This is a genomic window from Microbacterium sp. 77mftsu3.1, assembly GCF_900100525.1.
Lineage (GTDB): Bacteria > Actinomycetota > Actinomycetes > Actinomycetales > Microbacteriaceae > Microbacterium > Microbacterium aquilitoris.
Genome location: NZ_FNCR01000005.1, coordinates 367,049 through 391,767, shown reverse-complemented (window position 1 = coordinate 391,767; position 24,719 = coordinate 367,049). Strand labels below are relative to the sequence as shown.

The following is a 24,719-nucleotide window of genomic DNA, read 5'->3' as shown; positions in this document are numbered from 1 at the left end:
CACGGCGCGGCGGAACGGCCCGGTCGGCATCTCCTCCGCGAGTGCGAGCACTTCGGACACCAGCTCGTCGCGCACGACGTCGACTTCATCGAGCCCGTCGACGATGATCGTCGCGTGGGTGTCGGTGATATCCGCGTGGCTCATCGACTCCCACACCGCCGGGTACCGCTTCACCAACGCCCGCCCGACCCCCATGAGACGTCCCGCGGCGTGCTCACTGATCCGCAACGCCGACGCGACTTCGAGGCGCACCGACCGTTCCACCAGCACCGACGCACCCTCATCCCGGGTCGCCGCGCGGATCGCGTCATCCCACAACTCGACGATGCACGCATACCGCTGCGCCGCATGGATGGTCGCCATGTCCGCGCTCAACACAACCCAGTCCAGGGTCGTCGGAATCCCCTCGGGGACCTCATCGACATACGGGGAAGGACTGGACATAGTCCCAGACTAGAAGGGGGTTCCGACATAGGTTCTGGCGCGTGGCGCCCCCGGCATCCGTTACCGTGACGTCGTGCGCCGCAGGTTACAGCTGGACAAGAGGGGATTCTGACATGACGAAACTCGTATCCGTCCGGCCGTATCGCGAGTCGGATGCCGAAGGCTGGGTCGTCTGCCGAGCTGTGAGCTTCCTGCGCACCGCGTACTACGACGACGTGAAGCAGACGCGACCAGAACTCTCCAACGGTGCGATCGGGCTCGTCGCCGCGGCAGGTGACGGCGAGATCGTCGGCATCCTCGACATCGTGGTCGACGACGTCGAGGCCACGATCGACACCGTCGCAGTGCTCCCCGGCTGGCAGCATGACGGCGTCGCCACGCAGCTCCTTGACCAGGGGATTCGCGGGCTTGAAGCCAGAGGGGTCCGAACCCTGGATGCCTGGACTCGAGAGGACGTCGCGGCGAACGCCTGGTACCGCCGGAATGGATTCTCCGAGACCACCCGATACCTCCACGTCTACCTCGGCGACGGCGACGATCCGTCAGGGTTCCGAACGCCCGACGGCCTGAGCAGCCCGGTGACGGCCTTCGTGCACGGTCGCATCGAGGATGAAGCCGACCTCCGTGCCCGCTACTCGCGCGTCCACGTCTGCCGTCGGTACGTCCGCGAGCTCACGCCCCGCTGATCGCCGCTGCGCCTCGCCCCGGATCCGGGCCCCGCCCGCGTCTCGTCCCTTGGCGGCGAGACTGCACGTATGCGACGAGACTGCGCCCACGCGCCGCATCCTCGTCGCTCGGGTGCAGTCTCGCGAAACGTTCGCCCCTCCTCCCCATCCTCGCAAGAGCGCCGGGGCTCTCCACATCCGCAGACCGTGTCGGATGCCGCGGCTAGGGTTGACCGGGTGAATGACGGCGGATGGCAGAACGACCCCTACGCCGATCTCGTGTGGGATCCCGACGACGTTCCGCCGCCGGACGACTTCGACTCGCCGCCGCCGCCCGACCCGCGGTACGACGACTACGCCGCGTCCGTCGCCCGCGCCACGCGCGCCGAACCCACCCGCACCCAGCCCACCCGCCCCGCGGCCCCGCCGCAGCGCACCTCCGCACCGCCGGCATCCGTCCTCCGTCTCGAACGGCGCGACCACGTCGGCGACGACCCGGTCAAGGTGCTCACCGAGGTCTTCGGCTACACGGCGTTCCGCGGCGATCAGGGTGACATCGTCTCGCACGTCATCGCGGGCGGCGACGCGGTCGTCCTCATGCCCACCGGTGGCGGCAAGTCGATCACGTACCAGGTGCCTGCGCTCGTCCGTCCCGGCACGGGCCTCGTCGTCAGCCCTCTCATCGCGCTCATGCACGACCAGGTCGACGCGCTCATCGCCAACGGCGTCCGCGCCGCCTTCCTGAACTCCACGCAGACCCCGGCCGAGCGCGCCGGTGTCGAGCAGGCGCTCCTCGACGGTGAACTCGACCTCATCTACGTCGCCCCCGAGCGGCTGTCCGTCCCCGCGACGACCGCGCTCCTGCAGCGCGCCCAGCTCAGCGTCATCGCGATCGACGAGGCGCACTGCGTGTCGCAGTGGGGTCACGACTTCCGCCCCGACTACCTCGCGCTCGGCGACCTCGCCGAACGGTTCCCCGGCGTTCCGCGCATGGCGCTCACCGCGACCGCGACGCGCGCCACGCACACCGAGCTCACCGAGCGTCTGCACCTGCCCGATGCGCGCCACTTCGTCGCGAGCTTCGACCGGCCGAACATCCAGTACCGCATCGAGCCCAAGGTCGACATGCGTCGCCAGCTCGTGCAGTTCGTCCGCTCGCAGCCCGAAGGCTCCGCCGGCATCGTGTACGCGCTGAGCCGCAAGTCCGTCGAGCAGACGGCGGAGTATCTGCGGACGCAGGGTCTCGACGCCCTGGCCTATCACGCCGGGTTGGATGCCTCGATCCGCGCCCGGCATCAGTCGCGCTTCCTCCGCGAAGACGGCGTCGTCATGGTCGCCACGATCGCGTTCGGCATGGGTATCGACAAGCCCGACGTCCGGTTCGTCGCCCACATCGACCTGCCCAAGTCCGTCGAGGGCTACTACCAGGAGACCGGTCGCGCCGGCCGCGACGGCGAGCCCGCGGTCGCCTGGATGGCCTACGGCCTCGGCGACGTCGTGCAGCAGCGCCGCCTCATCGACCAGTCGCCCGGTGACCGCACCTACAAGATGCGCATGGGGCAGCACCTCGACGCGATGCTCGGCCTCTGCGAGACGGTCTTGTGCCGACGCCAGAACCTCCTGAACTACTTCGGACAGCCGTCGGATGCCTGTGGCAACTGCGACACCTGCCTCACCAAACCCGACACCTGGGACGGCCTCATCGCCGCTCAGAAGCTCCTCTCGACGATCGTGCGACTTCAGCGGGAGCGGAATCAGGCGTTCGGCGCCGGGCACCTCATCGACATCGTCCGCGGCGCCTCGACCGAGCGCATCCGCCAGCAGGGGCACGACAAGCTCTCGACCTATGGGATCGGGAACGACCTGTCCGAACAGGACTGGCGCTCGGTCGTGAGGCAGCTCCTGGCCCGCGGCATCCTGGTCGCACAGGGTGAGTACGGTGTCCTGACGGTCGGCGAGGCCGGCGCGGCGGTGCTCCGCGGCGCGGAGCCGGTGCCGCTGCGCCGCGACGTCCTCGGCCGCACCGGCGGCGGATCGACTCGCGCGAAGAAGCAGTCGGCCGCCGACGCGCTGCCCGAGGGTGACCGCGACCTCTTCGAGGCGCTCCGCGCGTGGCGTGCCGAGCAGGCGAAAGAGCAGGGCGTTCCCGCGTACATCGTCTTCGGCGATGCGACCCTGCGCGCCCTCGCCGAGCACCGTCCGACGTCGGTCGCCGACCTCGACGGCATCACCGGCATCGGTGCGAAAAAGCGCGAGGCGTACGGCGAGGCCGTCGTCGCCGTCATCGCCAAAGCCTGAGCGAGTCTGAGCCGAGCCGGATCAGCCCTCCCGAAGCGCCCGCGTCATGCGGGTGAGCACGTCGAACGCCTGAGCCCGTTCCGGCGCCGACAACTCCGCCAGCATCCGATCCTCCACGCCCTTGACCACGGCGCTCGCCTGCTCCCGACGCCGCAGCCCGGCGTCGGTCAGAGTGACCGGCAGCACACGACCCTCCACGGCCGTCGCCGGCCTCGTCACGAGACCCTCCCGCTCCAGCGTCTGCAGGAGGACGTTCATACTCTGCCGTGTCACGAAAGCACCCCGAGCGAGATCCGAGTTCGACGACCCGGGACGCTGCGCGAGGATCTCGAGGCACGAGTACGCGGTCACGGTCAGCTCGAGCGGGCGGAGGGCGTCCTCCATAGCGACCCGCAGGGCGGTGGCCGCTTCCTTCAGGAGATAGCCGAGCGACGTCGGCAGATCGATCTCGTCGGACTGGACCATGTCAGTATTCTGACATATACTCATCCATGTCAGATAACTGACACACGAAAGGATGCCTCATGCCCGCCATCGGACCCGACTTCATCTCCCTGCAGGTCAGCGACCTCGACGCCTCGCAGCGGTTCTACGAGCACTATCTCGGCCTCGTCCGCTCGCCCGCCGGACCTCCTCACGCCGTCGTGTTCGACACCGCGCCGATCGCCTTCGCGCTCCGCGACATCGTGCCCGGCACCGACCTCGCCTCGGCGGCCCACCCCGGAATGGGAGCCGCGATCTGGCTGCGCGCGACCGACGTTCAGGACGTCCACGACGCGCTCGCCGCAGACGGCCACGAGATCGTCGCAGCGCCCATCGATGGTCCGTTCGGCCGGACGTTCACGTTCGCCGACCCGGACGGCTACCGGATCACCCTGCACGACAAGGCCTGAACCCCATCAGCTCCACACGTCAGGGGCGACCCGCACATCGGCGCCCGTCCGCGCCGACTCGCCGATCGCGAGCCCCAGCAGGTGATCCTGGCAGGCGTCGGCCAGCGGATAGGGCTCCGCGCCGTCGCCGCAGGCCCATTGCCCGGTGAGCTCGAGCAACGACGCGACCGCGATGTCGTCCTCCGACAGGCGTGTTCCGACCCACGGGTTGCGGTAGACGATCCGCCCCTCGAAGGCGGCGGACACGACGTCGTTGCCTTCGAGGTTCAGGTCGACACCCGTCCGGCGGTAGGTGATCGGCGAGGTGATCACCTCGGTGCCCTCGAACCGGCGCACGGTGTCGTCGGTGAGTTCGCCGTGCGAGCCGCGGAGGACGATGCGCCGCGACAGGATCGGGTTCCACCACTGGTTGTCGACGAAGTCGTACAGGCCCATCCGACCATCGCCGAAGTCGAGTGTCGCAATCGTCGTCGTCCGATCCTTCGGCGAGACGTCGTCCGACCATCCGGCCGGCGTCAGTGGATCGACGAGTGGTGCGGTGAACGTCCGGGCCGACACCGTCGCCTCGGCCATGCCGGCATCCAGGAACGTCCGGATCATCGAGGTCGCGTGGTACAGGTGCGTCGAAGAGACCTGCACCCCGCCGACGGTGCCGAGTGCGCCCGACCGCACCACCTCGAGGCGGGCGGCGTGCCCCGGCATGAGCATGTACTGCTCGGCGACCTGCACGAGCCGGCTCGCGCCGACGTCGTGCCACAGCTTCCGCAGGCCGTCGGCATCGGGCGCCGGCGGCGTCTCGGCGAGCACGCGCACTCCACGCTCCACGAGTTCGGTGACGACCCCCGGCATCGCCGGCCAGCTCACGGACGCGATCACGAAGTCCGGTCGGGCGGCGAGCAGGTCGTCGAGCGAGCGGTGGATCGGCACGTTCCAGCCGGCTACCCGTGCCGCCGACGCGTCGGAGCGGGCGAGCACGCCCACCGCCTGCAGCCGTTCGGGCGCCGCCGCGGCGATGCGCAGGAAGAACTCCGAGCGCCACCCCGTGCCGATGATCGCGAATCGTGTCGGCGCTGCCATGGGATCCCTTCGTCGTGACGCTCCGAAGCGGGGCGCCCCCGGCATCCTTCAGGTATGCCGCACAGGGGTCAACCCCGGTGCCTCACTCGCCGGCGCCGAGCTTGCGGGTCAGCCGGCCGTGGAAGGCGGATGCCGTGTCGTTCAACCCGACGATCGTCACCGTCATCCCCATCCGCTCGTACTTGTTCACGATCGCGTCGAGTGCGGCGACGGTCGAGGCGTCCCACACGTGCGAGCGCGACATGTCGATCACGACGTTCGCCGGGTCGTCCGGGTACGAGAACTGCGTCGTCAGGTCGTTGCTCGAGGCGAAGAACAGCTCCCCGTCGACCGCGTAGTGGGCGGTGGATGCCTCGGCATCCACCGTTCGCGTGACGGTCACGAAGTGCGCGACCCGACGGGCGAACATGATCATCGCTGCGATCACGCCGAGGACGACGCCGATCGCGAGGTTGTGGGTCCAGACGGTCGCGACGACCGTGATGAGCATGACGGCGGTCTCGCTCTTGGGCATCCGGCGGAGCGTCGCGGGGCGGATGCTGTGCCAGTCGAACGTGCCGATGCAGACCATGATCATGACCGCGACGAGGGCGGCCATCGGGATGATCGCCACGACGTCGCCGAGCGTGAGCACGAGGATGAGCAGGAACAGGCCGGCGAGGAACGTCGAGATGCGCGTGCGAGCCCCTGAGGCCTTCACGTTGATCATCGTCTGACCGATCATCGCGCAGCCGCCCATGCCGCCGAAGGCGCCCGACAGGATGTTCGCGGCGCCCTGACCCAGCGATTCGCGGGTCTTCGAGGAGTGCGTGTCGGTGATGTCGTCGACGAGCTTGGCGGTCATGAGCGACTCGAGCAGTCCGACGACGGCCATCGCGAGCGCGAACGGGCCGATGATCTGCAGCGTCCCGAGCGTGAGCGGCACGTTCGGGATGAACAGGGACGGCAGGCTCTCGGGGAGCTCGCCCTGGTCGCCGACGGTCGGGACGTTCCACGCGAAGACGACGACGGCCGCGGTCAGCAGCACGATCGCGACCAGGGGAGCGGGCACGGCTTTGGTGAGCCGCGGCATCGCGTAGAGGATGGCCAGGCCGACGGCGAGCAGCGGCCAGACGAGCCAGGGGATGCCGTCGCCGAACAGCTGCGGCAGCTGGGCGAGGAAGATCAGGATCGCGAGCGCGTTGACGAAGCCGACCATGACGCTGCGGGGGATGAAGCGCATGAGCTTCGCGACGCCCACGAGCCCGAGGACGATCTGGATGACGCCGCCGAGGAGGACGGTCGCGATGAAGTAGTCCATCCCGTACTCGCGGACGACGGGCGCGATGACGAGCGCGACGGCGCCGGTCGCCGCGGTGATCATCGCGGGGCGACCGCCGAGGAACGCGATCGCGACGGCCATGATGAACGACGAGAAGAGCCCGACCCGGGGATCGACGCCCGCGATGATCGAGAACGCGATCGCCTCGGGGATGAGCGCGAGCGCGACGACGAGTCCGGCGAGGACTTCGCGGGTCAGCAGGCGCGGACTGCGGAGGGCCTGCAGCACCGTCGGTTCGATGCGGGGGCGCGCGGGAGCGGTGGTGGTCATGATGACTCCGTCGGGGAGGGGTGTGCGCAGGCCCGAGGGCGGCGCGGAAGAATGGGGGGCGCGAAGATCGCGCACGACCAAACCTAACGTAACGTGAGGTTTGCTGTCCACTCGGAGGGAACCGGATGACCGACGACACGATGCGCATCGGCGAGGTCGCCGAGCGGACCGAGCTCTCGTTCCGCACCCTCCGCCACTACGACGAGATCGGCCTGGTCACTCCGTCCGCGCGGACGGACGGCGGCTTCCGTCTCTACACGGAGGGCGACGTCGCCCGCATCCTGCTCATCCGTCGCATGAAGCCGCTCGGCTTCACCCTCGACGAGATGCGGGAACTCCTCGAGGTCGTCGACGCGATGGCGGGCGATGCCGACGACCCGCAGATCCGTGCCCGTCTCGACGGCGTCCGCGCCGAGGCCGCATCCCGGCGCGAGAAACTGCGCCGTCAGGTCGAGATGGCCGACGAGTTCCTCGACCAGCTCGAACGGATCTGACGGGTCTCAGACCGCGGTGACCTCGACGACGACCGACTGCTGAGGATTCTGCACGGGCGGACGCAGGCCGACGACGGCGAGCTGACGGCCGGTCAGCACGGTGTCGCCGTGCGCCCACTCGAGCGGCGACTGCGCGGGGGTCTCGACGATCCCGCCGGGGGTGACGAGCTGCACCCGGTAGACGCGATCCGCGTCGAGTCCCGGCAGTCGCACGCGGCCCGCCGGCGACGAGATGAGCGTCTGCGTCTGCGTAATCGTGAAGAAGGCGGATGCCGCGTCCTCCGCGACGACCCCGCGGACGTCGAGTCCGGGGTCGGCGACGTCCGCGTTCACCAGGCGGCCCGTGGCGACGAGGGGGCGCACCCGCTTGGCCAGGGCGACCCACGCGCCGACGGTCGCGGCATCCGTCTCGGACAGGGTCGTGACGTCCCATTCGATGCCGAAGTGGCCGAGCAGAGCCACAGCGCCGCTGAGGCTGAGCGATACGGTGCGGCCGGTGGAGTGCACGTGCGGGGTGGTGAGGTGCATGCCCATCATCTCGGGCGGGACGACGAGCGCGGTGTAGCGCTGGTTCTCGAGGCGCTCGACGGGGTCGAGGCAGTCGCTCGTCCAGATGCGGTCGGTGCGGTCGAGGATGCCGAGGTCGACGCGTGCGCCGCCCGAGGCGCAGCTCTCGATCTCGAGGCCGGGGTGGGCGGCCTTGAGTTCGTCGATCAGGCGGTAGACGGCGAGGGTCTGCGCATGGACGCGGGCCGCACCGCCGGGGCCGGCGGCGGCGTCGACGAGGTCGCGGTTGTGGTCCCACTTGACGTACGAGATCGGGTACGCGGCGAGGATGTCGGAGATGACCTGGCGGATGTACGCGTACGCCTCGGGGTGCGCGAGATTCAGCACCTGCTGCTGGCGCGCGGACGGCGGTAGGTCGGTGCGCCCGCGAAGGATCCAGTCGGGGTGCGAACGGGCGAGGTCGCTGTCGGGGTTGACCATCTCGGGCTCGAACCAGAGGCCGAACTCCATCCCCTTCGCGACGACGTGGTCGGCGATGGGATGCAGGCCGTCGGGCCAGACGGTGTCGTCGACGTACCAGTCGCCGAGGCCCGCGGTGTCGTCGCGGCGGTGACGGAACCAGCCGTCGTCGAGGACGTAGCGCTCCACGCCGATCTCGGCCGCCGCATCGGCGAGGGCGATGAGCTTGGGCAGGCGGTGGTCGAAGTAGACCGCCTCCCACGTGTTGAGGGTGATCGGCCGGGGGCGGCTCGGGTGCTGAGGGCGTGCTCGCCACTCCTCGTGGAATCGCACCGCGAGCTCATCCAGCCCGTCTCCCCAGGAGCCGAGCAGTTCGGGCGAGGAGATCTCCTCGCCCTGCGCGAGACGGATCTCGCCGGGCAGGTAGAGCTCGCCCGCCCCGAGGAAGGACTCGCCCGTCGGCATCCGCTCCGCGAAGATCCGGGAGTTGCCGCTCCAGGCGAGGTGCGCGCCGTGCACGGTGCCGCGCTCGAACCCGAACCCGGGCGTCCCGGCGGCCAACAGCAGGGTGAAGTCCGCCCCCGGACGGCCGCGACGCGACTCCCGGACGTGCGTGCCGAACGTGAGCTCATGGCGTTGCGCCGAGCGCTCCCGCAGGTGGCGCCCCGTCGTGTCGAGGATCTCGGTCGCGTCCCACGGCAGCGGCAGCGTCGTGTGCAGGGCCTGCACCGTGTAGACACCCGCACCGTCGTTGCGGACCGTCGTCCGGGCCCGCACGAGACCGGATGCCGTGACCCGCAGCTCGTACCGGGCCGACAGCTGCATCTCGCTGTCCGTGAAGTGCAGCTCGAGGGTGTCCTCGGTCGCCCGCAGGTCGGTCAGCGCGAAGAGGGCGCCGACGTCCTCGCCGTCGCGGTGACCCTCCAGGGTCGGCGTTCCCGCCCAGCCGGATGCCGCGGTTCCGACCACGCCGAGGCGCACCGTGCGGTCGAGCCCGCCCGAGACCCGCTGCAGACGCGAGGCGGTCGCGAGCGAGACGAGCGTCTCGTGCGGAGCATCGCCGAGATCCGCGCCCCAGTGGGCGATGGCCGGGGCGGCGTCGGGCTGCAGGTCGACGACGACGCTGGTGCCGCCGGAGCGGAGGTGGATGACGGTCTCGTCAGAGGGGAGAACGGGCATTCCTCAAGTCTGGCAGTCGCCGTCCGTGAACGTGCACACACTGCGCGTCTTCCGCCCGTCTGAACGCCCCGGAACACCCCGGGTGTAGGCGCCGCACAAGTCGCACGGACCACGTCGGAGGCCACGCTTGTCTCCCCTCCACAATGCAGTTGGTGAGCAGTTGGAGGACTCCTACCGTGAATGTCGAACTTCCCTGTCCCGTCGCCCCGACCGGGCGTCCTCAGAAAGGCCAGTGATGACCGACACCGTCGTCCGCTCCTCCACTCCCGCCGCCGACAAGCGCACCCCCGCCGGAGGCGCTCCGACCGCGCCGCACAGCGCCGACGAGGCGCACGAGCCCCGCATCGACATCGACGCCGTGGGCGCGATGCTCCGTGGCACCTGGGGCGAGACCCGCCTAACCGTCCGCGAGCTCCTCAAGGACCCCGCCTACTGGCGTGCCGACGGCCAGAGCGTCGCCGAGCATCGCGAGCGCGTCATGGGTCAGGTCAGGTTGCTGGCGAAGAACAGCGGCTCCACGCGCGCACTCCCGAAGGAGTACGGCGGCGACGAGGACAACGGTGCCAACCTCGCCGGCTTCGAGGAGCTCGTCGTCGCCGACCCGAGCATGCAGATCAAGGCGGGCGTGCAGTGGGGCCTATTCGGCTCGGCCGTCCTGCAGCTGGGCACCAAGGAGCACCACGACAGGTGGATCCCCGACATCCGCGACGCCAAGCTCCCCGGCGCCTTCGCCATGACCGAGATCGGCCACGGGTCGGATGTCGCGGCGATCGGCACGACGGCCACGTACGACCCCGAGACCGAAGAGTTCGTCATCCACACGCCGTTCCGCGCGGCGTGGAAGGACTACCTCGGCAACGCCGCCGTCTACGGCCAGGCCGCGACCGTGTTCGCGCAGCTCATCACGAAGGGCGTGAACCACGGCGTGCACTGCTTCTTCGTCCCCATCCGCACGACCGACGGCGAGCTGCTCCCCGGCGTGCAGAGCGAGGACGACGGCGTCAAGGGCGGGCTGAACGGCATCGACAACGGCCGCCTCGCCTTCGATCACGTGCGTGTTCCCCGGACGAACCTGCTCAACCGCTACGGCGACGTCGCTCCCGATGGCACCTACTCGAGCCCGATCGAGAGCACCGGACGCCGCTTCTTCACGATGCTCGGCGCCCTCGTGCAGGGCCGTGTCTCGCTCGACGGCTCGGCCACGATCGCGTCCTCGCTCGCCCTGCACATCGCGCTGACGTACGCCAACCAGCGCCGCCAGTTCGACTCGGGCGCGGGCACCGACGAGGTCGTGCTGCTCGACTACGGCAAGCACCAGCGGCGCCTCCTGCCCCTGCTCGCCCAGAACTACGCGCAGTACTTCGCGCACGACGAGCTGCTCCGCACCTTCGACGGCGTCTTCAGCGGCAGAGTCGACACCCCGGCCGAACGGGAGAACCTCGAGACGCTCGCCGCAGCTCTCAAGCCCCTCAGCACCTGGAACGCGCTGAACACGATCCAGGAGGCCCGCGAGGCCTGCGGCGGATCGGGGTTCATGGCCGAGAACCGCCTCGTCGGACTCCGCTCGGACCTCGACGTCTACGTGACCTTCGAGGGCGACAACAACGTCCTCCTGCAGCTCGTCGGCAAGCGTCTGCTCGCCGACTTCGCGAAGCAGTTCAAGGGGGCGGATGCCGCCACCCTCGCCAAATTCGCGGTCGGCCAGACGGCGGGCAACATCTTCCACGGTGCGGGCCTGCGGAGGCTCGGTCAGACTGTCGCCGACTTCGGGTCGACCGCCCGCTCGGTCGAGCTCGGTCTGCGCGCGGAACAGCAGCACGAGCTGCTCGCCGGACGCGTCGAGCAGATGGTCGCCGACATCGCGGGTGCGCTGCGCCCGGCATCCAAACTGCCCTCCGACAAAGCTGCCGCGCTGTTCAACCAGCACCAGGCCGAGCTCATCGAAGCGGCGCGGGCGCACGGCGAGCTGCTGCAGTGGGAGGCCTTCTCGGATGCCGTGAAGGGCACCGAGAACGAGAGCACGCGTCAGGTCCTCACCTGGCTGCGCGACCTCTTCGGTCTGCACCTCATCGAGAAGCACCTCGCGTGGCACCTCATCAACGGGCGCCTGTCGACCCAGCGCGGTGCGGCGGTGTCGAAGTACATCGACCGGCTGTGCGCGCGGCTCCGGCCCCACGCGCAGGACCTCGTCGATGCGTTCGGCTTCGCCCCCGAGCACGTGCGGGCGCCCATCGCGTCGGGCGTCGAGCGTCAGCGTCAGGACGAGGCCCGCGCGCACTACGCGGACCTCGCGGCGCGCGGCGAGGCGCCGATCGCGGAGAAGTCGCTCAAGAAGAAGAAGTGAGCGTCGGAGGCCGTCGGTAGCCTGAGCGCGTGGACATGCGACTCGGGCCCGACGGCCTCCTTCGTTGCGGCTGGGTCGGGGACGACGCCGAGTATCGGCGGTATCACGACGAGGAGTGGGGCCGCCCGCTGCACGGCGATCGGGCCCTCTTCGAGAAGATGAGCCTCGAAGGGTTCCAGGCGGGGCTCTCGTGGATCACGATCCTCCGCAAGCGTCCGCGCTTCCGCGAGGTGTTCGCCGGCTTCGAGCCCGCGACCGTGGCCGCCTTCGACGAGTCCGACGTCGAGCGGCTCATGGGCGACGCGGGCATCATCCGCAATCGGGCGAAGATCCTCGCCACCATCGGCAACGCACGGCTCGTCACCGAGATGGCCCCCGGCGAGCTCGACGCGTTCATGTGGTCGTTCGCCCCGGCATCCCATCGCCGGCCGTCCTCGTTCGCCGAGGTCCCCGCAACGACGACCGAGTCCGACGCGATGTCCCAGGCCCTCCGCAAGAGGGGGTTCCGATTCGTCGGCTCCACGACGATGTACGCGCTCATGCAGTCCTCGGGCATGGTCGACGACCACGTCGCCGGATGCCACCGCGCCGCAGACTGACGACGCTGCAGAAGTGGGGAGGAGTCCCCATGGGCGACTCCGCGCCGAATCGGTAGCGTCGATGCCGATCGGGGGTGACGATGAGCGACGTGCAGTTGGACCTGGCGGAGTTGGCCGCAGCCAGGGACCGCGCGATCGCCGCATACGACACCTTCTCGTCGGCGGATGCGGTGAGCGGGGACCTCGCCGACCTCACCGGCGAGGCACGGCTGGCGGGCAAGGTCCGAGACTTCGCGGCGAACTGGGACTACAACCGCGGAAAGCTCGAAGACCAGCTCGTCACCGTCCGCGATCTGCTCACGGCGATCGTCGACTCCTTCACGGAGCTCGACGCAGAGGGGGGACGCCAGCCGTGAGCGCGTTGTCGGTGGAGTTCGAGGATCTCTTCGACGGCCGTCCCGACGACCTCGAGGGTCGGGCTCGGGACCTGGGCCGGACGGCCGAGGCGATCGCTTCGGCGGCCCTCGTGCTCCGGAACCTCGTGCAGCAGCAGCACAGCCTGTCGACGGATGCCGCGGGCACCGCCTCGAGCGAGGCTGCCGCCGGACTGCAACGCGCGCAGGATCGATATCAGGGGACGTCGACTGCGCTCGTGACCTACGCGGTGGAGTTGGGGGACATCCAGCGCGAGGCGCGCGCGGCCATCGAAGAGGGTGACGCGCACCTCAGTCAGATCCCGCTGCAGGAGGCGGAGGTCCACGACCTCGAGAACGCGCTCACGCTCGCCATCGCGAAGGGCGAGTCGACGAGCACCATCGAGGACCGCCTGGGGGAGGCACGGTCGGCTCTCAGCACCGCGATGGGGGGCGCCGAGGATGCACGACAGGCCCTCAACTCGGCGCGGCGGCGGCTGTGGGACGCCGCCGACCGCGCCGGCGAACAGATAGCCACGGCGATCGAGGAGGGCGCCGACTCCTTCGGCGACAACTGGAACCAGTTCTGGGATGGCGTCGGCGAGGTGTTCGCCATCGTCCGGGACTGGGCCGAAGGGGTGCTCGCGGCGATCGTCTTCGAGCTGGCGGAGCTGGTCAGCGCCCTCGTCTCGGCCGCGGTCGTCGCGGTGATGATCCTCGTCGGTGTGCTGGTGCTCGGCTTCGTCTACCTGACGCTGGGCGGCGCGGGCCTGCTCCTGCTCATCGCTCTCGTCTCGGCATCCCTCATATCGATGGCGATCCGCGAGCTCATGGCGCCACCGGTCGTGCAGCGCACGGACCGCTTCGAGGTGTCCGACGACCTCGAACCCCGCGACTACCGCGACCTGTTCGGCGAACTGGCCGCGCAGGACGGTGCCGGCGGCGAGGAGTACACCGAGATCCGGGTCGTGGCGGTGCGGGACGGGTCCGGCGAGACCGTTGCCTGGCGTGTCCAGCTGCCGAGCACACAGCAGTGGTCGCCCTCCAACACCGACGGGGCGCTCAACGACCTCCGCACCGACGTGATGCTGTCGATGTTCCCCGAGCTGCAGACGCAGTACGAGCAGGCCGCCTGGCAGGCGATGACGGATGCCGGTGTCTTCCAGAGCGACGCCCCGATCATGTTCACCGGGTGGTCGCTCGGCGGGATGATGGCGGGCGAGATGGCGACGGATCCGCGGGTGTCGGACCGTGTCGAGTCCGTCGTGACGGCAGGCTCGGCGATCGACAAGCACTACAGCGACATGCCTCCCGACGTCCGTGTGACGCAGTTCAACAACGGCATCGATCCGGTGCACACGCTCGAGTTCTTCGGGCTCGGCATCGAGGACTACGTCCGGCTGGACCAGGACTGGCAGACGTACCGGCCCCTCAGCTGGCCGATGCACGATGCCACGATGTACGGCGATGCCGCCGAGCGGTATCTGCCCGAACCTCGGCCCGGGGACGACATCTTCTTCGCGGGTGCGGGAGACTCGGGCAGCGAAGAGGTCTACGTCGCCGAGTACACCCGAGGATCGTGAGGTTCGCATGCCCCGTCAGCGCCGCCCCCTGACCGTGTTCGCCGTCGCGGCGATCACGCTCTGCGCCGGAGCGCTCGGCCTCTCCGGATGCGCCGCATCCGCGGACCCCGACACCGCGGGACTCGAAAGCGAGCTCGCGTCGGTCGGGGGAGTCAACGGCGCGTTCGTGTGGACGACGCATCCGAACGCACCGTGGGTGACCCACGTGCAGGTGATGCTGTTCCTCGACGACCCTTCGGATGCCGGAGTCGTCGACGCCGTGCGCGCCGCCGCCCCCGTGCTGTCGGCCGATGATGCCGTCGCCGACGCGGATGCGGTGGCGCTGACGTTCATCGACGGTCAGCGCGGCGACTACACGGCCCGCGGTGAGGCGAACCGCGACGTCATCGGCCTCGCGTCCGAGATCGCGTCCACCCTCGGTGTGACCGATGCCGGCAAGCGTCAGCTGCTCGTCTCGCCCGACGAACTGCGGGCGCTCGCCGGCACGGAGTGAGCGTGATGGCACGGCTCGCCTTCCCCCTGCCGGGCACCTGGCTCGCGATAGATCCGCGAGACGAAGAAGCATCCTTCGACCGGGTGGATGCCGCGGTCCGCGACGTCGCGGGCGTCGCCGACGATGCCGCCGCGGCCCGCCGGCGGCTGCGCGATCAGCTCCGGACCGTCGTCGGGTCGGCCCGGGCGTCGGGGGCGCAGGGCGTCTTCCTCTGCCTCGAGGTCGCGCCCGGGGTGCGGTTGCCCGCGACGCTCACGGTTCACGCGCCCTCGGCGATGTCCATGACCCCCGCGATCGGCACCGCGTCGGCCGCCGTGCTCGACACCCTTCATCGCGGCCTCCAGACGCTGGAGGTGGCGGGGATCGACACCGCCGTTCGCGTACCGGCGCCCGACGGGGGAGCGCTGCGGATCCACCGGCGGGTCGACGAGACGGTCGAGGGCGCGCCCGTCGAGGCGCCAGTGCAGCGGCTCGAGGTCGATTACTGGTTCGCCGTCCCCGGCTCCAAGCGCGTCGTGCTCGCGAGCTTCGCGGCGCCGCTCGGCCACCTGCACGACGCGACGCTGAACCTTTTCGACTCGATCGCCGCGGCCGCGAGGTTCGAGTCCGCCGCGGCGAGTCTTGCCCCGTGAGGTCTGCTCCCGGGATCATGTGGAGACGGCGACCGGGAGGCAGACATGACGGGGTACGAGATCACCGAGATCGGCGGGCTCGACCAGTGGCGCGACCACTTCGGCGGCTTCGCGCCGGCGCGCTCGCGTGACGGTCGACGCGTCGTCGATCACGAGCTGGCGATGCAGTACATCGGGTTGACCGCCAACGCCCTCGAACCGGGGGAGGAGGCCGGTTACTGGCACACCCACTCCGAGGTCGAGGAGCTCTACGTCTTCCTCGAGGGTCGGGGTCAGATGGGCCTCGACGACGACCTCGTCGAGGTCGGTCCAGGCTCCGTCGTCCGGGTCGGCCAGGGCGTGTGGCGCACGTGGCGCGCCCACCCCGAGAGCCCCGGTCAGCTCCGCTGGCTGTGCATCCGCGCCGGCGGAGAGGAGCTCCCCGAGGTGCCGTCGGATTCGACGCGGGCCGAGCGGCCGATGCCGTGGTCCGCGCCGGAGGCGTGAGTCGTGGCATCCGATCGTCACGTCGCCGACGCGCACGACGTCATCCGCGTCGTCGGGGCGCGTGAGAACAACCTCAAGGACGTCGACGTCGAGATCCCCAAGCGACGCCTGACGGTGTTCACCGGGGTGAGCGGCTCGGGCAAGTCCTCGCTCGTGTTCGGCACGATCGCCGTCGAGTCCCAGCGCCTCATCAACGAGACGTACCCGACCTTCGTGCAGCAGTTCATGGCGCAGCTAAGCCGCCCCGACGTCGACGGACTCGAGAACATCAGTCCCGCGATCATCGTCGACCAGGAGCGCATGGGGACCAACGCGCGGTCGACGGTCGGCACCGTGACCGACGCCTACGCCATGCTCCGCCTGCTCTTCAGCCGCCTCGGCGAGCCGCACATCGGATCGCCGCAGGCTTTCTCGTTCAACATCCCCTCCGCGCCGGGATCCGACACCGTCACCGGTGGCATGTGCCCACGCTGCGAGGGGCTCGGCGAGGTGAGCGACGTCGACCTCGACGAACTCTTCGACCGCTCGAAGTCCCTGTCGGAAGGCGCGATCACCGTGCCCGGCTACAACGTCGACGGCTGGATGGTGCGCATTTTCACCGAGTCCGGGTTCCTGGATGCCGCCAAACCGATCGCGACGTATTCGCCACAGGAGCGCGCGGACTTCCTCTACAAGGAGCCCACCAAGGTGAAGCTCCAGAACATGAACATGACCTACGAGGGTCTCGTTCCGAAGATCACGAAGTCGTTCCTGCAGAAGGATCGCGAGGCTCTGCAGCCGCACATCCGTGCGTTCGTCGATCGGGCGGTCAAGTTCCTGCCGTGCCCGGAGTGCGGCGGCAGCCGTCTCAACGCCGGCGCCCGCTCGTCGAAGATCGGTGGGGTCCACATCGCCGAGGTCTCCGCGATGCAGATCACCGATCTGTCGGCCTGGCTCGACAGCGTCGACCCGACGTCGATCGGTCCGCTGCTGTCGTCGCTCAAACGGGTCATCGCCTCGTTCATCGACATCGGCCTCGGCTACCTGTCGCTCGACCGCTCGTCGGGGACGCTGTCGGGCGGCGAGGCGCAGCGCACGAAGATGATCCGTCATCTCGGTTCCGCGCTGACCGACGTGACCTATGTCTTCGACGAGCCCACCGCGGGCCTTCACCCGCACGACATCCAGCGGATGAACGACCTGCTCCTGCTGCTGCGCGACAAGGGCAACACCGTGCTCGTCGTCGAGCACAAGCCCGAGGTCATCGCGATCGCCGACCACGTCGTCGACCTGGGACCGCAGGCGGGCTCGCGCGGCGGGCAGATCATGTACGAGGGGGATGTCGCGGGTCTCCGCGCCTCCGGCACGCTCACGGGCCGGCACCTCGACCACCGCGCGGCGCTCAAGACGAGCACGCGCACCGCGACCGGCTCGCTGCCGATCCGCGGTGCGACCCAGCACAACCTCACGGGCGTCGACGTCGACATCCCGCTCGGCGTGCTGACCGTCGTCACGGGTGTCGCCGGCTCGGGCAAGTCGTCCCTCATCCACGGGAACGTCCCCGGGTTCGATGACGTCGTCGTCGTCGACCAATCGCCCATCAAGGGTTCGCGCCGGTCGAGCCCCGCGACGTACACCGGCGTGCTCGACGCGATCCGGACCGCGTTCGCCAAGGCCAACGGCGTGAAGGCCTCGCTGTTCAGCGCGAACTCCGAGGGCGCCTGCCCCGCGTGCAAGGGGCTCGGCGTGATCATCACGAACCTCGGCTACACCCAGAGTGTCGAGACGCGCTGCGAGGTGTGCGACGGGTCCGGGTTCAGCGACGCCGTCCTGGAGTACACCCTCGACGGCAAGAACATCGCCGAGGTCCTCGCGATGTCGGCCGAGGAGGCCCACGGCTTCACGACGGGGTCGGCCAAGACGACGCTCGCCCGGATGATCGACGTCGGCCTCGGCTACATCACGCTCGGTCAGGCGCTCAACACCCTGTCCGGAGGTGAGCGCCAGCGGCTGAAGCTCGCGATCGCCATGGCGAAGAAGGGGGCGGTGTACGTCCTCGACGAGCCGACCACGGGTCTGCACCTCGCCGACGTCGACAACCTGCTGTCGCTTCTCGACCGATTGGTGGATGCCGGCAACTCCGTCATCGTCATCGAGCACCATCAGGCGGTCATGGCGCACGCCGACCACCTCATCGACCTCGGTCCGGGCGCGGGACGGGACGGCGGACGGGTCGTGTTCGAAGGGACGCCGGCGGCACTGGTGAAGGAGCGGTCGACGCTGACGGGAGAGCACCTCGCACGGTACGTCGGCGCGGTCTGAACCGCCTCGGCACGGCCGAACCCACGAGCATAGATGGGGAGAACTCCCCACGTCACGCGCTCGCCCGATATTCGTCTCTCGCTTAGTCTTTATGGCGTCCACACGCCGTGGCAGTCGGTCTTCTCACCGGCCGCCACGGTTCTGCATGCATGACTGCCTCGGGGGAAGTCAGAACACTCATGAAGTCGTTCACCTGGCTGCGTTCTCGGCCCAAGACGTTCGCCTCGATCGGTGCGGTGACGGCCGCGGTTGTCGCTGTCAGCGTCCTCGCCCTGACCTACGACGGTGAGCCGACGACCGAGGTCGAGCTCAACGACGGCGGTGTCTGGCTCACCAAGCAGACGAGCTTGCTCGTCGGACACTTCAACAACGAGTCGCGCGTGCTCGACGGGGGTCTTCGCACGCTGTCGGCGGACTACGACATCCAGCAGGCCGGCAACCGGGTCCTCGTCACGGACGAAGCAGAGAACACCGCCACGGCGATCGACCCGTCACGGGTCGTTCTCTCGGACAGCGCCGACATCCCCTCGGGCGCGAACGTGGTGCTCGGCGGCCCCACCGTCGCGACGATCGACGAGGACGGCGCCCTGCGCGCCGCCCCCTTCACCTCGATCGCCGCGGTCGGCAAGGAAGCCGGCGATCCGATCGCGAAGCTCGGTCGCGGCGCCGCGGTGACCGTCAGCACCGCCGGCGTCGTCTACGCCGTCTCGGCGAAGTCCGGCAAGATCTTCGCCTACGGCCCCAACGCCGAGGGCACCTACGTGCAGACCGCCGAGCGCGAGCTGGAGGGCATCGACAAGGACGACGAGCTCTCGATCACCTCCGTCGGCGGAGTCAGCGTGGTCCTCGATCAGACCACCTCGATGCTCTACTCGACCGACGGGCTGCAGGCCGAGGTGCCGGGCGACGCGGTTCTCCAGCAGCCCTCCAACGCGACCGACACCGTCACGCTCGCGACGCCGTCGCAGCTCGTCCGGGTGCCCCTGGGCGGCGGGGACCTCGTGACGAAGGATGCCGGCAGCGGCGGCGGTGCTCCGGCCCAGCCGGTGTACGTCGCGGGCTGCGCGTACGGTGCCTGGTCGGGCACCGGCGCCTTCGTGCGCGACTGCACGGGCGACGGCGACGACGTGCAGAAGACCATCAAGGGCGTCAAGAAGTCCAGCCAGCTCCGGTTCCGCGTGAACCGGGACGTCGTCGTCCTGAACGACATCTTCGGCGGATCGGCGTGGATGGCGAGCGACGCACTGCAGCAGGTCGACAACTGGGAGGACATCACTCCTCCCGAGGGCGAGGGTGAGGAAGAGGAGGAGACGACGGAGGAGACCATCCAGTCGACCCTCCCCGAGCGCACCGAGCAGAACACGGCTCCCGTCGCCGAGAACGACCGCTACGGCGTCCGTCCGGGTCGCACAACGGTCCTCCCGGTCCTCGAGAACGACCTCGACGCCGACGGCGACGTCCTCGTTGCGAAGGTGGTCACGCCGCCGTCGGTCGGGAAGGTGACGCCGATCTACGACGGCACCGCCCTGCAGATCGCCATGCCCGAGGATGCGAGCGGGACGACCTCGTTCACGTACGAGGTGTCGGACGGTCGCGGCGGAAAGGACAGCGCCCGCGTCGCGCTGACGGTTCGGCCGCTCAGCGAGAACTCCCCGCCGGTCCAGAAGCGCAAGACCGCGATCACCGTGGAGACGGGCGGCGTGGTCTCCTACAACGTGCTGACTGATTGGGTAGACCCCGACGGGGACGACATCTTCCTGCAATCTGTCACTCCCGACGGTGGCGACGAAGCCGAGTTCACCTCCGACGGCCAGATCACCTATCGCGCGATCGGCGGCACGCAGGGTCGGAAGGACGTTCCGGTCTCGGTGTCGGACGGAAGCGACTCCGCCGTAGGCGTCGCGCGGTACGACATCCGTCCGCTCGGAACCACCCTCCCTGTCACGAACGCGGATCACGTCGTGACCCGCCCCGACCGTCCGGTCACCGTTCGCCCGCTGACGAACGATACGAGCACCGGCAACGAGCAGCTCCGCCTCACCCGTGTCGACGACGTCGAAGGCGGCACTGTGACGCGCGACTATCCCGACAAGTCGTTCACGTTCCAGTCCGCCAAGATCGGCACGTACTACGCCACCTACCTCGCCTCGGCCGGACCGAACTCGGCTCCCGGCATCGTGCGCATCGATGTGCTCCCCGAAGAGGATGCCGACGTCGCGCCGATCGCCGTCCGTGACGTCGCCCTCCTGCCGGCCGGTGGCGACGTGCTCGTCAATGTGCTGGGCAACGACACCGACCCGGCGGGCGGCGTTCTGGTCGTTCAGTCCGTGACCGTCGATGAGGACGCGGGTGTGGCCGCGGCCGTGCTCGGGCATGAGACCATCCGCGTCAGCGACCAGGCGTCGCTCGACAAGCAGGTCCGCTTGACGTACACGATCTCGAACGGATCGCAGTCGGCCGACGGCGAGATCATCGTCATCCCAGTGCCGGCTCCGGAGAAGCTCCGCCCCCCCATCGCCGTCGACGACGAGGTCGTCGTGCGTACCGGCGACGTCGTGACCATTCCGGTGATGGACAACGACTACAGCCCGAACAACGACGAGATCCACATCTCGCCCGAACTCGTGCCGCCGCTCGTCGACGATGCGGACGGCGACCTGTTCGTCTCCGAGGACACGCTGCGCTTCCGCGCCGGGTCGGAGCCGAAGACGGTCAACGCGACATATGAGGTCGAGGACTCCAGCGGCCAACGCGACGCCGGTTACGTCACGATCCGGATCCTGCCCCGCGACGACACGTCGAACGCCGCGCCGCGACCGCGCGACGTGACGGTCCGCACGCTCAGCGGGTCGGCTGTCACGGTTCCCGTCGACCTGAACGGGATCGACGCGGACGGCGATTCCGTCGAGCTCGTGGGTCTCGCATCCTCGCCGAAGAAGGGCCGGGTGTCTGCCATCGAGGCCGACTCCTTCACTTACACCGCTTTCGAAGATGCGGTGGGTGTCGATCGGTTCCAGTACCGGGTACGCGACGCTCTCGGTAAGGAGGCGACAGCATCCGTCCAGATCGGCATCGCCCCGGCCCCGACGACCAACCAGGCTCCTTACGCGGTGCGCGACACGATCACGATGCGGCCTGGGCGCACGGTCGCCGTCGACGTGCTGAAGAACGACTCCGACCCCGACGGCGACAAGTTCACGTTCGCCAAGAACGCGGTGGAGGTCCCCGACGTCGCGGGGCTCAGCGCGAAGGTCTCGGGACAGCAGTTGCTCATCACGGCGCCTGAGAAGCCGATGCAGACGAGTGTCATCTACACGATCGCCGACGAGCGCGGGCTCCGCGCGACGACGTCCGTGCAGATCACGGTCGACCCCGATGTCCCTCTCGCCCGTCCGATCGCTCGAGACGATCGCGTCCTCCCCGACCAGGTGAAGGAAGACGGCACCGTGACGGTCGATGTCCTCGCCAACGACGATGACCCCGACGGCACAAGATCTGCCCTTGAGGTATCGCTTGGCAAGGGCGGCGACAATGCGCGTGTCGGATCGGGCGGTCGTGTCAGCCTGACCGTCACCGACCAGCGTCAGCTCATCACGTATCTCGTCAAGGATGAGGACGACCAGGTCTCTGCAGCATTCATCCACGTTCCGGCGCTCGTTGATCTTCCCCCCACCCTTCTCTCGACCGAGGGCGTGACTGTCAAGAGCGGGGAGTCGATCGACCTGCCCCTGTCGAAGTACGTACGTGCTTCGGGCGGCGGCAACGTCGTGATCACCGAGACCGAGAAGGTCTCGGCGGCGCACAGCAACGGCGCGAGCCTCGTGAAGGACGAGTCGACGCTCACCTACACCTCCGCGGAGCGTTACTTCGGATCGGACGCGCTCACGTTCGAAGTCACCGACGGCTCCGGGCCCGATGATGACACCGGCCGCAAGGCGACGTTGACCATCCCGATCACGGTGCTGCCGCCGGACAACGAGCCGCCCACGATGACGGGCGCGTCGATCTCCGTCGCGCCCGGCGAGGAGGCGACGACTCTCGGCCTGCGGGAGCTGGCTTCGGATCCCGACCCGGGCGATATGGAGAAACTGACGTTCTCCCTCGCCTCCGACGCGCCATCCGGTGTCAACGCGTCGATCGACGGACAGACTTTGCAGGTGTCCGCGCAACCTGACGTGGATAAGGGCACGCGGTTCTCGCTGACCGTCCGTGTCACCGATGGGGAGACGGACCCCGTCGAAGCAAACATCCAGGTTACGGTCACCGCGTCGACCCGCGAGCTGCCGTCGGTCAACGACGATGTCGTCAAACAGGCGGACCAGGGCGAGACCGTGTCGGTGAACGCATTGAACAACGACGTCAACCCGTTCCCTGAGAAGGCCCTCCAGATCGTGAACACACAGATCGAGACGGGCGATGTCACGAGCGTGAGGGTGTCCGGCCCGAACGTGAATGTGACGACGTCGAAAGAGTTCGTCGGGAACGTGGTCGTCCGCTACACGGTCCAGGACGCGACAGGAGACGCCGACCGGCGTGTCGACGGACGCATCCGCATCACCGTTCAGGGGCGGCCTGAGGCGCCCGGTAAGCCGACCGTGACCACGGTACGGAGCCGGACCGTGGTTCTCAGCTGGACCCCGCCCGCGGACAACGGTCGTCGGATATCGGGCTACACGGTCACCTCGACCGCGGGTGGCTACACCCGGGAATGTCCCTCCACGACGTGCACCCTCGACGGGCTGACGAACAACGTCGAGTACAACTTCGTCGTCACAGCGACCAACAGCGTCGGCGAGTCCGATCCGTCGGTGCCGTCGGAGACCGCGCGTCCGGATGTGCGTCCCGACCAGCCGGCGCCCCCGGCGCTGGCGTTCGGTGATCGTAGTCTCGACGTCACGTGGAAGACACCACGTACTGAGGGGTCGCCGGTCGAGAGCTTCACTCTCGAGATCTCACCCGCACCGCCCTCCGGCGTCGCGCAGAAAACAGGCGTGACCGGGAACAAGCTGAAGTGGGACGGGCTGCAGAACGGTACGGAGTACCAAGTACGGGTCCGCGCCCACAACCGCGCACCCGAGCCTTCCGACTTCTCGCAGTGGTCCGCGGGAGAGATCCCTGCCGCACCGCCGGCGGCGGCGGGCGCTCCGACGGTGGCCCGTCTCGAGCCGGTCGGGGGCCGTGCTCAGATGCGCGTGTCCTGGAACCAGCCTGCGGAGAACGGCGACGCGATCGCCGCCTACGAGTTGCGAGTCATCCGCGGCGGCAGCGTCGTCCAGAAGATCTCGGTACCGGCAGGTCAGACGAGCCAGGCCGTCGTCGTCGACACCTCCCAGACCAACTACACCTACACCGTGCGGGCGCGCAACAAAGCAGGGTGGGGCAAGCTGAGTCCTGAATCCGCTCCGCGCCGTGCCTTCACGCCGCCGGGTGCTCCGTCTGGTGTCACCGCGGGCGAGGGCGACAACCAGGTCACGGTCCAGTGGCAGCCGGCCGCGTCGAACGGTGCCACCGCGAACGAGATCCAGTACCAGTACAACGTGAACGGCAGCGGATGGCGTGCCGATTGGGTCGCGGGCGGCGGTTCAGGGACGTCCGGCACGATCGGCAACGGCGTCGTCAACAACAACGGCTCGTACACGGTCCAGATCCGGGCCGTGGCCACCGCGGACGGCACGACCTACGAGGGACCCGCGTCGGCGGCCTCCAACCAGGTCGCCCCGTACGGGCAGATCGGTAATCCGTCGGCCAGCGCATCGCGGGCGGGCGACGGGCGGACGATCTCGATGAGCTGGTCGTCGCCCGCCCCCAACGGGCGGCCCGTCACGACCGAGATCCGCACCGGTGACGGCCGAGGATGGCGTGTCGTCGCGGCCTCGGGCACCGAGAACTACGACGTCGGGTACAGCACGACGCGGACGATCGAAGTGCGAACGAGCGCTGCGGGCAGCCAGACCACCACCGCGCAAGCGAGTGCGACGACCGTCGACGCGCCGCCGCCACCGCAACCGCAGGTCTGGGTGACGAAGGGAGACGGTGGGCCGCAGGCATGCGTCAACGGCTGCTACTACTTCGTGGTCAACACCAAGAACTTCCCAGGGGGGAGCTATCGGATCGACTGCAACGCGACGGGCGACCCCAGGTTCAACGACTACAACGGTCCGTTCAACGTCCCTTCCGACGGCTCGGTCCAGATCACGTGCTGGCACGGATCGGACAACGTGGATGTCTGGGTGGACATCCTCGGCTGGGGAGGCGACGTGGACACCGAGAAACGCTTCTGGGCCAAGTAGGACCAACGAACACTGAAGATGACGAAGAAGG

The 24,719-nt window shown here is 69.0% G+C and carries 18 protein-coding genes; 13 read left to right on the top strand and 5 right to left on the bottom strand.

Annotation, left to right across the window (positions count from 1 at the left end; genetic code table 11):
- The coding region (locus BLR68_RS14695) for a DUF222 domain-containing protein (protein ID WP_256335407.1) at nt 1-444 on the bottom strand (444 nt) is incomplete at its 3' end.
- 113 nt (nt 445-557) lie between these two features.
- Between BLR68_RS14695 and BLR68_RS14690 the strand changes: the two genes are divergently transcribed.
- Together BLR68_RS14690 and recQ are read left to right on the top strand one after the other, a co-directional pair.
- A complete protein-coding gene (locus BLR68_RS14690) occupies nt 558-1,130 on the top strand; it encodes a GNAT family N-acetyltransferase (RefSeq protein WP_018185830.1) in 573 nt (190 codons plus the stop codon).
- Nucleotides 1,131-1,346: 216 nt separating this feature from the next.
- Nucleotides 1,347-3,407, top strand: a complete 2,061-nt coding sequence (gene recQ, locus BLR68_RS14685) for a DNA helicase RecQ (RefSeq protein WP_018185829.1) — start codon at nt 1,347-1,349, stop codon at nt 3,405-3,407.
- 21 nt (nt 3,408-3,428) lie between these two features.
- Here the strand turns inward: recQ and BLR68_RS14680 are convergent, their stop codons facing one another.
- A complete protein-coding gene (locus BLR68_RS14680) occupies nt 3,429-3,872 on the bottom strand; it encodes a MarR family winged helix-turn-helix transcriptional regulator (protein WP_018185828.1) in 444 nt (147 codons plus the stop codon).
- Nucleotides 3,873-3,931: 59 nt separating this feature from the next.
- On the opposite strand from BLR68_RS14680, the gene BLR68_RS14675 reads away from it, so the two are divergent.
- Nucleotides 3,932-4,300 carry a VOC family protein gene (locus BLR68_RS14675; RefSeq protein WP_018185827.1) on the top strand — a complete coding sequence of 123 codons (369 nt, stop codon included), beginning with the start codon at nt 3,932-3,934 and terminating at the stop codon, nt 4,298-4,300.
- 6 nt (nt 4,301-4,306) lie between these two features.
- Here the strand turns inward: BLR68_RS14675 and BLR68_RS14670 are convergent, their stop codons facing one another.
- Both BLR68_RS14670 and BLR68_RS14665 read right to left on the bottom strand, forming a co-directional pair.
- Nucleotides 4,307-5,377, bottom strand: coding sequence for a Gfo/Idh/MocA family protein (locus tag BLR68_RS14670; RefSeq protein WP_018185826.1), 1,071 nt, complete (start codon nt 5,375-5,377; stop codon nt 4,307-4,309).
- 82 nt (nt 5,378-5,459) lie between these two features.
- Nucleotides 5,460-6,968, bottom strand: coding sequence for a SulP family inorganic anion transporter (locus BLR68_RS14665; protein WP_018185825.1), 1,509 nt, complete (start codon nt 6,966-6,968; stop codon nt 5,460-5,462).
- 125 nt (nt 6,969-7,093) lie between these two features.
- Between BLR68_RS14665 and BLR68_RS14660 the strand changes: the two genes are divergently transcribed.
- On the top strand, nt 7,094-7,462 hold the full coding sequence (locus BLR68_RS14660) for a MerR family transcriptional regulator (protein WP_018185824.1): 369 nt from the start codon (nt 7,094-7,096) through the stop codon (nt 7,460-7,462).
- Between the two features lie 6 nt (nt 7,463-7,468).
- Here the strand turns inward: BLR68_RS14660 and BLR68_RS14655 are convergent, their stop codons facing one another.
- A complete protein-coding gene (locus tag BLR68_RS14655) occupies nt 7,469-9,607 on the bottom strand; it encodes an alpha-galactosidase (RefSeq protein ID WP_018185823.1) in 2,139 nt (712 codons plus the stop codon).
- Between the two features lie 235 nt (nt 9,608-9,842).
- Between BLR68_RS14655 and BLR68_RS14650 the strand changes: the two genes are divergently transcribed.
- The 9 genes from BLR68_RS14650 to BLR68_RS14610 all read left to right on the top strand — a co-directional run bounded on the left by BLR68_RS14650 (nt 9,843) and on the right by BLR68_RS14610 (nt 24,688).
- Nucleotides 9,843-11,951: an acyl-CoA dehydrogenase family protein gene (locus BLR68_RS14650; RefSeq protein ID WP_018185822.1), complete on the top strand. Its 2,109-nt coding sequence runs from the start codon at nt 9,843-9,845 to the stop codon at nt 11,949-11,951.
- 35 nt (nt 11,952-11,986) lie between these two features.
- A complete protein-coding gene (locus BLR68_RS14645; protein ID WP_040570472.1) occupies nt 11,987-12,550 on the top strand; it encodes a DNA-3-methyladenine glycosylase I in 564 nt (187 codons plus the stop codon).
- Nucleotides 12,551-12,630: 80 nt separating this feature from the next.
- Nucleotides 12,631-12,906, top strand: coding sequence for a hypothetical protein (locus BLR68_RS14640; RefSeq protein ID WP_231370917.1), 276 nt, complete (start codon nt 12,631-12,633; stop codon nt 12,904-12,906).
- Nucleotides 12,903-14,486 carry a hypothetical protein gene (locus BLR68_RS14635; protein WP_026302772.1) on the top strand — a complete coding sequence of 528 codons (1,584 nt, stop codon included), beginning with the start codon at nt 12,903-12,905 and terminating at the stop codon, nt 14,484-14,486. Before BLR68_RS14640 ends, BLR68_RS14635 begins: the two co-directional genes overlap by 4 nt.
- 7 nt (nt 14,487-14,493) lie before the next feature.
- Nucleotides 14,494-14,979, top strand: a complete 486-nt coding sequence (locus BLR68_RS14630; RefSeq protein ID WP_018185818.1) for a hypothetical protein — start codon at nt 14,494-14,496, stop codon at nt 14,977-14,979.
- Nucleotides 14,980-14,984: 5 nt separating this feature from the next.
- Nucleotides 14,985-15,611 (top strand): hypothetical protein, encoded by a 627-nt coding sequence (locus tag BLR68_RS14625; protein ID WP_018185817.1) that lies wholly within the window; start codon nt 14,985-14,987, stop codon nt 15,609-15,611.
- A 45-nt stretch (nt 15,612-15,656) separates the two neighbouring features.
- Nucleotides 15,657-16,097 carry a cupin domain-containing protein gene (locus BLR68_RS14620; RefSeq protein WP_018185816.1) on the top strand — a complete coding sequence of 147 codons (441 nt, stop codon included), beginning with the start codon at nt 15,657-15,659 and terminating at the stop codon, nt 16,095-16,097.
- Nucleotides 16,098-16,100: 3 nt separating this feature from the next.
- Entirely contained in the window at nt 16,101-18,398 is a 2,298-nt protein-coding gene (locus BLR68_RS14615) for an ATP-binding cassette domain-containing protein (RefSeq protein ID WP_018185815.1), read from the top strand.
- Nucleotides 18,399-18,577: 179 nt separating this feature from the next.
- On the top strand, nt 18,578-24,688 hold the full coding sequence (locus BLR68_RS14610) for an Ig-like domain-containing protein (protein WP_018185814.1): 6,111 nt from the start codon (nt 18,578-18,580) through the stop codon (nt 24,686-24,688).
- Nucleotides 24,689-24,719 lie beyond the last annotated feature (31 nt).